The 11673-nt window shown below is 70.4% G+C and carries 12 protein-coding genes; 3 read left to right on the top strand and 9 right to left on the bottom strand.

Annotated elements, in window-relative coordinates; all coding sequences use genetic code 11:
• Positions 1–215 precede the first annotated feature (215 nt).
• Positions 216–719 (top strand): glutathione peroxidase, encoded by a 504-nt coding sequence (locus tag E3O23_RS01645; RefSeq protein ID WP_134487341.1) that lies wholly within the window; start codon positions 216–218, stop codon positions 717–719.
• 156 nt (positions 720–875) lie between these two features.
• Here E3O23_RS01645 and E3O23_RS01650 read toward each other — a convergent pair whose 3' ends face one another.
• Genes E3O23_RS01650 through E3O23_RS01675 form a run of 6 tightly spaced genes read right to left on the bottom strand, consistent with a single transcriptional unit; the run spans position 876 to position 7337 of the window.
• Positions 876–1685: an HpcH/HpaI aldolase/citrate lyase family protein gene (locus E3O23_RS01650; RefSeq protein WP_134487343.1), complete on the bottom strand. Its 810-nt coding sequence runs from the start codon at positions 1683–1685 to the stop codon at positions 876–878.
• Positions 1682–2170, bottom strand: coding sequence for a MaoC family dehydratase (locus tag E3O23_RS01655; protein WP_134487346.1), 489 nt, complete (start codon positions 2168–2170; stop codon positions 1682–1684). Before E3O23_RS01655 ends, E3O23_RS01650 begins: the two co-directional genes overlap by 4 nt.
• The gene (locus E3O23_RS01660; protein WP_134487349.1) at positions 2167–2817 is read right to left on the bottom strand and encodes a CoA transferase subunit B; all 651 of its coding nucleotides are present in this window, start codon (positions 2815–2817) and stop codon (positions 2167–2169) included. The genes E3O23_RS01655 and E3O23_RS01660 overlap by 4 nt, the downstream gene beginning before the upstream one ends.
• A complete protein-coding gene (locus E3O23_RS01665) occupies positions 2814–3599 on the bottom strand; it encodes a CoA transferase subunit A (protein WP_134487352.1) in 786 nt (261 codons plus the stop codon). Before E3O23_RS01665 ends, E3O23_RS01660 begins: the two co-directional genes overlap by 4 nt.
• Before the next feature lie 52 nt (positions 3600–3651).
• Entirely contained in the window at positions 3652–5721 is a 2070-nt protein-coding gene (locus E3O23_RS01670; RefSeq protein WP_134487355.1) for an ATP-binding protein, read from the bottom strand.
• Positions 5722–5729: 8 nt separating this feature from the next.
• A complete protein-coding gene (locus E3O23_RS01675; protein ID WP_134487358.1) occupies positions 5730–7337 on the bottom strand; it encodes a carboxyl transferase domain-containing protein in 1608 nt (535 codons plus the stop codon).
• Between the two features lie 101 nt (positions 7338–7438).
• Between E3O23_RS01675 and E3O23_RS01680 the strand changes: the two genes are divergently transcribed.
• Positions 7439–8077 carry an SACE_7040 family transcriptional regulator gene (locus E3O23_RS01680; protein ID WP_134487360.1) on the top strand — a complete coding sequence of 213 codons (639 nt, stop codon included), beginning with the start codon at positions 7439–7441 and terminating at the stop codon, positions 8075–8077.
• Positions 8078–8114: 37 nt separating this feature from the next.
• Here the strand turns inward: E3O23_RS01680 and E3O23_RS01685 are convergent, their stop codons facing one another.
• Together E3O23_RS01685 and E3O23_RS01690 are read right to left on the bottom strand one after the other, a co-directional pair.
• Positions 8115–8987 carry an MBL fold metallo-hydrolase gene (locus tag E3O23_RS01685; protein WP_134487363.1) on the bottom strand — a complete coding sequence of 291 codons (873 nt, stop codon included), beginning with the start codon at positions 8985–8987 and terminating at the stop codon, positions 8115–8117.
• Positions 8988–8996: 9 nt separating this feature from the next.
• On the bottom strand, positions 8997–9665 hold the full coding sequence (locus tag E3O23_RS01690) for a 4a-hydroxytetrahydrobiopterin dehydratase (RefSeq protein ID WP_134487366.1): 669 nt from the start codon (positions 9663–9665) through the stop codon (positions 8997–8999).
• Positions 9666–9758: 93 nt separating this feature from the next.
• On the opposite strand from E3O23_RS01690, the gene E3O23_RS01695 reads away from it, so the two are divergent.
• Entirely contained in the window at positions 9759–10550 is a 792-nt protein-coding gene (locus E3O23_RS01695) for an HAD-IIA family hydrolase (protein ID WP_092323973.1), read from the top strand.
• Between the two features lie 140 nt (positions 10551–10690).
• On the opposite strand, the gene E3O23_RS01700 is transcribed toward E3O23_RS01695, so the two are convergent.
• A partial coding sequence (locus E3O23_RS01700) for a dihydrolipoamide acetyltransferase family protein (protein ID WP_134487369.1) occupies positions 10691–11673 on the bottom strand: 983 nt, incomplete at its 5' end.

Here is an 11673-nt window from a genome sequence, read left to right on the forward strand (position 1 = left end):
GTGCCGACCGGGGTGCCGAGGGCTGCGGTGCTGCGTACCGGGGCATGGCGTTCCCTTCCCGATGCCTGCTGTTGTGCCCCGAGAATAAGCCCGGCGGAAGTTCTTTCCGAGGGGCTTGCGGGAACCGTTATCCAAGCGGTGCGTACACCGTGCCTCCTTCTCCCCCTGCGGCCTTCTCTCAGCCACCCCGACGGGCGCCGGGGTAGTCTCGGCGCATGACTGCATCGACCCTGTACGAGATCCCGCTCACGCTCATCGACGGCACGGAGACGACGTTCGACCGGTTCCGGGGCAAGACGGTGCTCGTCGTCAACGTCGCTTCGAAGTGCGGCTTCACCCCGCAGTACGCGGGCCTGGAAGCGCTGTACGAGAGGTACAGGGACGAGGGCCTCGTGGTTCTCGGCCTCCCGTGCAACCAGTTCCTGGGCCAGGAGCCGGGCGACGAGGCCGACATCGCGTCGTTTTGCGAGCTGAACTACGGCGTGACCTTCCCGCTCACCGAGAAGGTCGATGTGCGCGGCAAGCACCAGCACCCGCTCTACGCCGAACTGACGAGATTCAAGAGCGGGCCGATTCCCGGCCTGGTCAAGTGGAACTTCGAGAAGTTCCTGGTCAACCGCGCCGGGCAGGTCATCGACCGCTTCGCGTCGACGGTCGAACCCGAGTCCGAGCCGATCGTGCGCGCCATCGAGCAGGCGCTCTCCCGCGAGGTCGCCTGACCCTCCCCCTCGCGTTCCCCCCTTCTCCCCCTTTTCCCCCTCCGCGAAACCGCAGTTGTGCGCGCTATTCCCGCGTTTTAACGCGCACAACTGCGGTTTCGCGGGGGTCAGGGGGTAGGGATTAGGGATTAGGGATTAGGGATTAGGGATTAGGGGCTAGGGCGCCTCGGCTCGGCGGAGGACGGCTTCGGCGTGGCGGAGGAGCGGCCCGTCGATCATCCGTCCCTGGTACTGGAAGACGCCGCCCTCCGTGGCCGAGGCCTCGAGGATCGCCCAGGCATAGGCGACCTCGGCGGGGGTGGGCCGGTAGGCGTCGCGGATGACGGCGACCTGGCCGGGGTGGATGCACGCCGTCGCCCTGAACCCGCTGGCCACGGCGTCCTCGGCCTCGGCCGCGAGGCCGGTCATGTCCGCGATGGCCAGGAACACACTGTCGATGGCGGCCTTGTCGTGGGCGCCGGCGGCCAGGAGCACGGAGGACCGGGCGTGCCGGGCGACGGCGCGGTAACTTCCGTCGCCGAAGCGGCTCGAGCTCCCGCCGAGCGAGGCGATGAGGTCTTCGGCGCCCCACATCAGCGCGACCACGTTGGGCACCGCGGCGATCTCGGGCGCGGCGAGGATGCCCGCGGCCGTTTCGCAGAGGGCGATCACGTCGTACGCGGGCAGCGCCTCCATCTGGGCGGCACTGACCGCCTTGGGCAGCATGACCGTGCGGTACAGCGTCTCTTCCAGCGCCGCGAGGTCCAGTTCGAAGTCCTCGGTGCCGACCGCGTTGACGCGCACGACGGTGCGGGCGGGGTCCAGCGGGTTCGCGATCAGCGACACCCTGGCCTCGGCGCGGGCGTCGGGGCTGACGGCATCCTCGAGGTCGATGATGACCGCGTCGGCCCGCGCGGCCGCCTTCGCGTAGCGCTCCGGCCGGTCGGCCGGGCAGAAGAGGAGGGCGGGGCCGAGGTCGAAGCTCATGGCGCCGAGTCCTTGCACCAGACCATGACAGTGCGGATCGCCGTCGCCACGACGTCGCCGTGCTGGTTGCGGGCCGTGTGCTCGAGGGTCAGGATGCCCTGCCCCGGCCGGGATCCGGAGAGCCGCTTCTCGGTGACGATCGTCTCGGAGTACATCGTGTCGCCATGATAGAGCGGATGCGGGAACTTCACCTCGGCGAAGCCCAGGTTCGCCACGATCGTGCCCTGGGTGAGCTGCGCGACCGAACTGCCGACGAGGGTGGACAGCGTGAACATCGAGTTCATCAGGCGCTGGCCGAACGGCTGGGTGGCCGACCAGGCCGCGTCGAGGTGCAGCGACTGCGTGTTCATCGTCATGGTGGTGAACAGCACGTTGTCGGCCTCGGTGACCGTGCGTCCGGGACGGTGCAGGTAGCGCGCGCCCAGGTCGAACTCCTCGAAGTACAGCCCGCGCTGCTCGATCGTCGTGCGCTCGTCGTCGCTCATACGCTGACCTCGTGTTCCTCGACGAGCAGCTCGGCGCCGGTCGCCGCGACGACCTGCTCCACCGTGACGCCGGGGGCGAGTTCGCGCAGCACGAGGCCGCCGGGGGTGACGTCGATCACGGCGAGGTCGGTGATGATCCGGTCGACGCAGCCCCGGCCGGTCAGCGGCAGGGAGCAGCGTTCGAGGATCTTCGGGTTCCCGGCGCGGTCAGTGTGCTCCATCATGACGATCAGGCGCTTGGCGCCGAAGACGAGGTCCATTGCCCCGCCCATGCCCTTGACCATCTTGCCGGGCACCATCCAGTTGGCCAGGTCGCCGTTGGCGGCGACCTCCATCGCCCCGAGCACGGCCACGTCGACGTGTCCGCCGCGCACCATGCCGAAGGATGCCGCGGAGTCGAAGAACGCCGCGCCCTGGTTGACGGTGACGGTTTCCTTGCCCGCGTTGATCAGGTCGGGGTCCACGTTCTCGTCGGTGGGGTACGGACCGACGCCGAGGATGCCGTTCTCGGCGTGCAGGACGACCTCGATGTCATCCGGAATATAGTTCGGGATCAGCGTCGGCATGCCGATACCGAGGTTGACGTACTGGCCGTTTTCGAGCTCCAGGGCGACGCGCGCCGCGAGCTCCTCGCGGGTAAGGCTCATGCGCCGACCTCCTTGGTGGCTTGGGTGATCGGGGCGGCGGTGATGGTGCGCTTTTCGATCCGCTTCTCGATGGCCCCGACGACGACGACGCGCTGCACGAAGATGCCCGGCGTGTGGATGTGTTCGGGGTCCAGCTCGCCGGGCTCGACGAGCTCCTCGACCTGGGCGATCGTGATCCGGCCGGCCATCGCGGCGAGCGGGTTGAAGTTCGCGGCCGCGGCGTGGAAGACGAGGTTGCCGTAGCGGTCGCCCTTCGCGGCGTGCACGAGGGCGAAGTCGGGGGTGACCGAGTGCTCCATCACGTAGTCGGCGCCGTGGAAGCTGCGCACCTCCTTGGGCTCCGACGCCTTCGCGACGGTGCCGTCCGTGTTGTAGCGCTGCGGCAGGCCGCCCTCGCTGACCTGCGTGCCGACGCCGGCCGGGGTGAAGAAGGCGGGGATGCCGGCGCCGCCGGCGCGCAGCTTCTCGGCGAGCGTGCCCTGCGGGGTGAGTTCGACCTCGAGCTCGCCGGAGAGGAACTGGCGCGCGAATTCCTTGTTCTCGCCCACGTAGGAGCTGATCGTGCGGCGGATGCGGTGGTCCTCGAGCAGCCGCCCGAGCCCCCAGCCGTCGACGCCGCAGTTGTTGCTGATCGTCTCCAGATCCGTGGTGCCCTGCGCGTGCAGGGCCTCGATCAGGTTCTCTGGGATGCCGCACAGCCCGAAGCCGCCGACGGCCAGGGATGCCCCATCCGGAATGTCGGCGACGGCCTCGGCCGCACTCGCCACAACTTTGTCAATCATTTGGATCTCCCGTTCTGCGTACCTTCACGATACGGCCAGCTCAGTTCGTGCGTCACGCCGCCGTTCCGTCATCGGGCTCGGCCATCGTGGCGATCGCGGCGATCGTGGCGACGATCTGGTCGAGTTTGACCAGGTCGCCGGGCTTGAACGTCACGCTGACGATGCCGGCCGTGGCGGCGGTGAGCTTGTGTTCCATCTTCATGGCCTCGACCGTGAGGATGGTCTGGCCGATCTCGACCAGGTCGCCGGAGGCGGCGTGCACGGCTATGACGGTGCCGGGCATGGGCGAGCGCACGTCGGGGCTGGCCGCGCCTTCGACGCGGTCGCGGCCGGCGAGCTGTTCGGCGAGTTGCTCGGCGCGGGAGCGGTGCAGGAGGTCGACGGAGAAGCCGTCGCCGCCGATCCACAGCCGGTGGCCGTCCTGGACCAGGTCGAGCACGCGGCTCACGCCGTCCAGTTCGATGCTGACGGCGCCGGGGCGGCCGGTCACCTCGGCCAGGCTCGCCTGGACCGGTTCGCCGGCGCCGACGGCGACGGATGCCCGCTGCGGGGCTCCCTCGACGCGCACGTCGACCGATTCGGTCGCGCTTACGGCCAGGTTGTACCGGGCCTGGCGGTGCGGACCCATCCGCCAGCCGCTCGGGCGCGACCAGACCGGGTTCTCCCCCGACCAGGCCCGCGCGTGCAGGAACAGCGCCGCGGCCGCGTAGACGTGGTCGTCGGCCGGGCGGAAGCTTAGGCCCGGGAGCTTGCGCTCGATCAGGCCCGTGTCGAGGTGCCCGGCGCGGACGTCGGCATCCTGCACCAGGAGCCGGAGGTACTCGATGTTGGTGCGGACGCCGAGCACGACGGTGTCGGCGAGGGCGCGGTCGAGGCGGGACAGCGCCTCGGCGCGGGTGGGCGCCCAGGCGATGACCTTCGCGAGCATCGGGTCGTAGTCGGAGGAGATCGCGAGGCCCGGGGTGAGCGCGCTGTCGACGCGGATGCCCTCGCCGCGCGCCTCCTGGAGCCGCAGCACCGTCCCCGTGGTCGGCAGGAAGCCGCGCTCGGGGTTCTCGGCGTAGACGCGGGCCTCGACGGCGTGCCCGGTGAGCCGCACGTCGGCCTGGGCCAGCGGCAGGGTCTCCCCCGCCGCCACGCGCACCTGCCACTCGACGAGGTCGAGCCCGGTGACCATCTCGGTGACCGGGTGTTCGACCTGCAGCCGGGTGTTCATCTCCATGAAGAAGAACTCGTCGGGCGCGGCATCCGAGACCAGAAACTCGACGGTCCCCGCCCCGGTGTAGCCGACGCTGCGGGCCGCCGCGCAGGCGGCCTCACCGATGCGGGCGCGGGTGCCCGCGTCGAGCAGTGGCGACGGCGCCTCTTCGATGACCTTCTGGTGGCGGCGCTGCAGCGAGCACTCGCGTTCGCCGAGGTGGATGACGTTGCCGTGGGTGTCCGCGAGGACCTGCACCTCGATGTGCCGGGGCGCGCTGACGAAGCGTTCGATCAGCAGGGTGTCGTCGCCGAACGCGTTCGCGGCGACGCGGCGGGCGGTGACGAGCGCGCCGGCCAGGTCCTCTGCCCGCTCGACGAGGTGCATTCCCTTGCCGCCGCCGCCGGCGGAGGGCTTGATCAGCATCGGGTAGCCGACGCCGGTCAACGCTGCGATGAGCTGCTCGTCGCTCTGGCCGGGCAGGGACACGCCGGGGATGACCGGCACACCGGACTCGGCCACGTGGTTCTTCGAGCGGATCTTGTCGCCCATCATGTTCAGCGCGTGCACGCTCGGCCCGATGAAGACCACGCCCGCCCGGCCGCAGGCCTCGGCGAAGGCCTGGTTCTCGGAGAGGAACCCGTAGCCGGGGTGGATCGCCTGGGCGCCGGTGCGGGCCGCGGCGTCCAGGATGGCCTCGATGCTCAAGTAGCTCAGCTGGGGTTTGGCGGGGCCGATCCGCACCGCGACATCCGCGAGCGAGACGTGCAGGGCGCCCCGGTCGGCGTCGCTGTAGACGGCGACCGAGCGGATGCCGAGCTCGCGCAGGGTGCGGATGATGCGGCAGGCGATTTCGCCGCGGTTGGCGACGAGGACGGTGTCGAACAGGGCTGGAGTCTCTGTGCTTATGGTGACTGTGGTCATGGTCTCTCTCACATCCGGAAGAGGCCGAAGGCGGTCTCGGGTAGCGGGGTGGCGGCGCAGACGTCGAGGGCCAGGCCGAGCACGGTCCTGGTGTCCATCGGGTCGATCACGCCGTCGTCCCAGAGGCGGGCGGTCGAGTAGTAGGGGCTGCCCTGGTGCTCGTACTGTTCCTTGATCGGGGCCTTGAAGGCGGCCTCGTCCTCGGCCGACCATTCCTCGCCCCGGCCCTCGTACTGCTCCCGTTTCACGGTCGCCAGCACGGAGGACGCCTGCGCGCCGCCCATCACGGAGATGCGGCTGGCGGGCCACATCCAGAGGAAACGCGGCGAGTAGGCGCGGCCGCACATCGAGTAGTTGCCGGCGCCGAAGGATCCGCCGATGACGACGGTGAGTTTGGGCACGCGGGCGGTCGCCACGGCCGTGACCATCTTGGCGCCGTGCTTGGCGATTCCACCGGCCTCGTAGTCCTTGCCGACCATGAAGCCGGCCAGGTTCTGCAGGAAGACGAGCGGGATGCCGCGCTGGTCGCACAGCTCGATGAAGTGCGCGCCCTTCATCGCCGACTCGGCGAACAGCACGCCGTTGTTGGCGATGATGCCGACCGGATGGCCGTGCAGGCGGGCGAAGCCGGTGATCAGCGTGGTGCCGTATTCCTTCTTGAACTCGTGGAACTCGCTGCCGTCGACGATCCGCGAGATGACCTCGTGCACGTCGTACTGGCCCTGCACGTCGGTGGGGACGGCGCCGTACAGCTCGGTTTCGTCGGCGACCGGTTCGACCGTCGGCAGGATGTCCCAGGCCGGCGGGGCCGGACGGGGCAGGGTCGACACGATGTCGCGCACGATCTGCAGTGCGTGCTGGTCGTTCTCGGCGAGGTGGTCGGTGACGCCGGAGGTGCGGGCGTGCAGGTCGCCGCCGCCGAGTTCCTCGGCGGTGACGATCTCGCCGATCGCGGCCTTCACCAGCGGCGGACCGCCGAGGAAGATCGTGCCCTGGTTCCGCACGATCACGGTCTCGTCGCTCATCGCCGGCACGTAGGCGCCGCCGGCTGTGCAGGACCCCATGACCGAGGCGATCTGCGGGATCTTGGCCGCGGACATCCGGGCCTGATTGTAGAAGATGCGGCCGAAGTGCTCCTTGTCGGGGAAGACGTCGTCCTGCATCGGCAGGAACGCTCCGCCCGAGTCGACCAGGTAGACGCACGGGAGGCGGTTCTCGAAGGCGATCTCCTGGGCGCGGAGGTGCTTCTTGACCGTCATCGGGTAGTAGGTGCCGCCCTTGACGGTGGCGTCGTTGGAGATGACGAGGACCTGGCGGCCGTGGACGAGGCCGATCCCGGCGATGATGCCGGCGCCGGGGCAGGCGTCGTGGTACATGCCGTTGGCGGCCAGCGGCGCGATCTCGAGGAAGGGGCTGCCTTCGTCGAGCAGCTGGTCGATGCGTTCGCGCGGGAGGAGCTTGCCCCGATTGATGTGGCGCTGCCGGGATTTCTCCGGGCCGCCGAGCGCGGCGAGCGCGAGGCGCTGCTGGAGGTCTTCGACGAGCTCGCGCTGGGCTGCGTCGTTTTCAGTGAAGGTCTGGCTGCTGGAGTCGATCCGACTCTCGAGTGTCTCCATTGACATCTTCCCGTTGCTGCGTGCATCAAGTACAGTTAATGATCACTAACCGAAATTCAGGTTAGCCGCTCGCCGACGAGATGTCCAGACGGGAATCACAAATGGTCGACACGAGATCCGCCGCCGCCGCGGCGCCCGCCGCCCCGACGCCCCGCAGCCTGGCCAAGGCCGACCGGCGCCAGGCGCTCCTCGCCGCGGCCGCGTCGCTCTTCGCCCGGTCGGGCTTCAACGGGGCGTCGATCGAGGACCTGGGCACGGCCGCGGGGGTCAGCGGGCCGGCCGTCTACCGCCACTTCAGCGGCAAGCAGGCCGTGCTCGCCGCGCTGCTGGTCGGGGTCAGCGAGGACCTCGTCGCCGGCGGGCGCGCGGTGGCTGACCGGACGCCGGATGCCGCGGAGGCGCTGCGTTCGCTCGTGCGCTTCCATGTGGACTTCGCGTTGTCCAACCCCGACGTCATCCGGGTGCAGGACCGGGACCTGGACAGCCTCGCCGAGGAGGACCGGCACCTGGTGCGTGCCCTGCAGCGCGCCTACGTGGAGCTGTGGGTGGACGTGCTTAGCCGCGTGCATCCGGGGGTGGACACGGCGCTGCTGCGCATCCGTGCCCACGCGACGTTCGGCCTGATCAACTCGACGCCGCACAGCGCCGCCGCCGGCGCCAGTCCCGCGGCCGTGCGCGCCCTCCTCGAGCAGATGGCCCTCACCGCCCTCACCGCCGCCGCATACCCCGCCGAACCGTGAGTTTGGCACCTTCGTTGCCCCCGGGAAGGTGCCAAACTCACGGTTCGGCGGATGGGGAGGCTGAGGATGGGGATGGGGATGGGGAGGGGGCGAAGTCGGGGATGTCGGCGCGGAGCCAGGCGATCAGGCGGGTGAGGGAACGGGTGACGACGGCGCGTGCGCCCGACGCGACGACCTGGCCGAACGGTCCGTACATCCGGTCGTAGGCCAGCGGATGCAGCCGGTCCAGGATGATCCGCACGGCCTGCTCGGGCAGCGGGATGAGGTTGGGGTAGGAGCGCATCGCGCTGACGGTCTTGTTGTCCGGGCCGATGAAGATGGTGTCACCGGTCAGGAGCACCCCCCGGCCCTCGGCGCCCTCCCGCCAGAGCAGCACGCAACTGCCGGGGAAATGTCCGCCGCACTGCACGAGCGTGACGCCGGGCAGCGGGCTCTCCAGGCCGACCCAGGGCCGGATCACCGGGTCGGGCCGGCGGCTCCAGGCCGAGTCGTCCGCGGCAACGTACACCGGGGCGTCGCCGAAGGCGTGGCTCCAGCTGATGGCCGCCCCCATCAGGTGCGGATGGCTCCCGGCCACCGCCGCCACGCCGCCGAGGGCCCGAACGGCTCCGACCGCGGACGCGGAGATGAAGCCCGGCGGTTCCCAGAGCAGGTTCCCGGCGGGCGTCGTGACGAGGAAGGCCTGCTGGCCGATCCCGACCCGCGGAGCCACCGTCATCCGGTGCAGTCCGGCCTCGACCGGGACGATCCTCGCGGTCGTGCCCGCTCGCTCTAGCCGCTCCGACGTGGTCCAGCGCTGGCCGGCCGGCGGCACGAATTGCCGCTCGTCGGTGCAGATCACGCAGATTCCGGGCGGCTCGGCCGTGTCCGGATGCTCCAGGGCGCAGGCTTCGCAGATCCAGATCGGCACGGTCGCCGCTCAGTTCGCAGCCGTGCAGACGCAGAGCTCGTTGCCCTCCTCGTCGGCGAGGACCCACCAATCCGGGGCGTGCTCGTCGCTGAGGAGGATGCCGCCCACGTCGATGATTTCCTGCACCCTGGATTCGGCATCCGCGGTGGGCACGTACACGTCGATGTGGATGCGGTTGCGGTCGGTGCGGGCGATCTCCATGTGCTGGAACCAGACCCGCGGCCCGTTCCCGTGCGGGTCGACCAGCTCGAGCTCCCCCTCGGCGACGACTTCCTTGTAGCCGAGGCCGACCATCCAGAACGGGCGGATGACGTCGGCGTCGGTGCAATCGATGGCGATGTCGTAGCGGGCCGGGGCCGCGTGCGCGTTTCTCGCGCCGAGTTCGTCGGCGAGTTCCTGGATCCGGCGGGCCAGCTTCACGTCCCGCGCGGTGACCCCGCCGGCGTCATGCGAATGCAGGCGGAAGGTGACCGTCCCGTAGCCGAGCCTGACCTCCGGGTGGTGGTTCATCGCCTCGGCATCCTCGCCGACCCTGTCGACCAGGCGAAGCGCGGATGCGAAATCCGCGGTCTTGTAGCTGCCGTGCAGGCTGCCGTCGAGGTGGACGAACGCGCTGCCGGCGATGGCGACTTCGGTGTCGGCGGGAGCGAGGATGCCGTGGGTGCGGGTGTGGCTCATGCCCATACTCTCCCCCGCCTCCGGAGACCGGTCAAGGGCATCCGGCCGCGCCCGGCTCTAGCCGAAAAGGGACGGGCGGTGGAACACTGGGGCGTGGCCACTTCCGGAGCAACCATCCTGTGCGACCTCGACGGCACGATCTATTCCTCGGGCGTGACCGTCGCCGGGGCGGGCGAGGCGATCCGGGAGCTCAGGGAGCTGGGCTGCGTCATCCGTTTCCTCACCAACACCGATTCCAGGCCCGAGGAGCTGATCGTCTCCGACCTGCACGCCCGCGGGATCGACGTGCGCCCCGGCGAGCTCTTCACCCCGGTCACCGCTGCCCGCCGCTACCTCGCCGCCGCGGGGCCGGTGAACGTGCTGCCGGTCGTCTCCAGCGTGCTGCTTGAGTCCTTCGCTCCGTACGTCGGGCGGGACTCCGACCCGATCACCCATGTGATCGCGGGCGACGCGCGCGACACGCTCAGCTACCCCCTGCTCGATGCGGCGTTCCGCGCGCTCCGGGCCGGCGCGCAGCTCATCGCCCTGCAGCGCGGCCGCTACTTCAAGCGGGCCGACGGCGACCACATCGACACCGGCGCGATCGTGGCCGCCCTCGAGTACTCCAGCGGGTCGCCCGCCGTGCTGCTCGGCAAGCCGTCCCAGGATTTCCTGCGGCTCGCCGCGGAGTCCGCCGGCGCCGAACCGCACGAGGTGTGGATAGCGGGCGACGATGCGACCACCGACATCGCGATGGGCAACGCGGCCGGGGCGACGACCGTGCAGGTGCGCACGGGCAAGTACCCGGATCAGGCCGTCGAGCGGGCCACGATCCGGGCCGTGCACGAAATCGACTCGATCGCGTCGCTCCCGGCGCTGGTGGCAGCATCCGGGTTTCGCGCATAATTCCTCCGGAATGTTCGCGCCGCGCCGCGACACCCCGAAATTCCGGGGCAGTTACGGCGACGGCCGCCGATCTGGAGGAGTTATGAACGCGGCGTGCGCCGCAGAAGCACCACCCGCGATGCGCGGACGGGTGGAGCGGGTTACACCATCGTGAGGACCATGCCGGGCTCGGCCAGGATGGCTCCGATGTCGGCGAGGAACCTCGACCCTTGTTCCCCGTCGACGAGGCGGTGATCGAAGGACAGGCTCAGCGTCATGACCTGGCGCAGCGCGATCTCGCCCCGGTACTCCCACGGCATCCGCCGGATCGCGCCCATCGCGAGGATGGCCGCCTCCCCCGGGTTCAGGATCGGCGTGCCGGCGTCGATGCCGAAGACGCCGATGTTGGTGATCGTGATCGTCCCGCCGCCGAGGGCGGCCGGGCTCGTCGTGCCGGCCCTGGCCGCGTCGGTCAGCGCGGTCACGGCGGCGGAGATCCCGGTCAGGCCGAGCGCGTCGGCGTCCTTGATGTTCGGCACGATCAGGCCGCGCGGTGTCGCCGCGGCGATGCCGAGGTTGACGTAGTGGTACTGCACGATCTCGCCGGCCGCATCGTCCCAGCGGGTGTTCACCGAGGGGTGGCGCGCGGCCGCGATGCACAGCGCCTTCGCGACGACGGTGAGGATATTGATCCGCTGGTCGGCGAAGGCCCGGTTGCGCTTGAGCGAGTCGAGCAGCTCCATCGTCGGGGTGACGTCGACGGTGAGGAACTCCGTGACGTGGGGCGCCGTGAACGCGCTCCGCACCATGGCGGCCGCGGTGTGCTTACGCACGCTCTTGATCGGCGTGCGGCTCTCCCGGGCGCCGGGAACGGATGCCGCCGCGCCGATGGCCACGACGGCCGCGTCCGGAGCCGGGCCGGTCAGGGCGCCGGCCCGCACGTCGTCCCTGGTGATCAGGCCGCCGGGGCCCGTCCCGGTGAGCCGGGCGAGGTCGACGCCGAGGTCCCGGGCGAGGGCACGCACCGGCGGGGTGGAGCGGGGGCGCTCTCCGCCGGCAGCGGCGCCGAACGCGACGGAGGCAGCAGGAACGGCGGCCGCCGGGGCCGCCTCGGGGACGACGATGGCGGGCGCGAGCGCTCCAG

This window comes from Cryobacterium tagatosivorans, assembly GCF_004402215.1.
In the GTDB taxonomy this organism is placed as follows: domain Bacteria; phylum Actinomycetota; class Actinomycetes; order Actinomycetales; family Microbacteriaceae; genus Cryobacterium; species Cryobacterium tagatosivorans.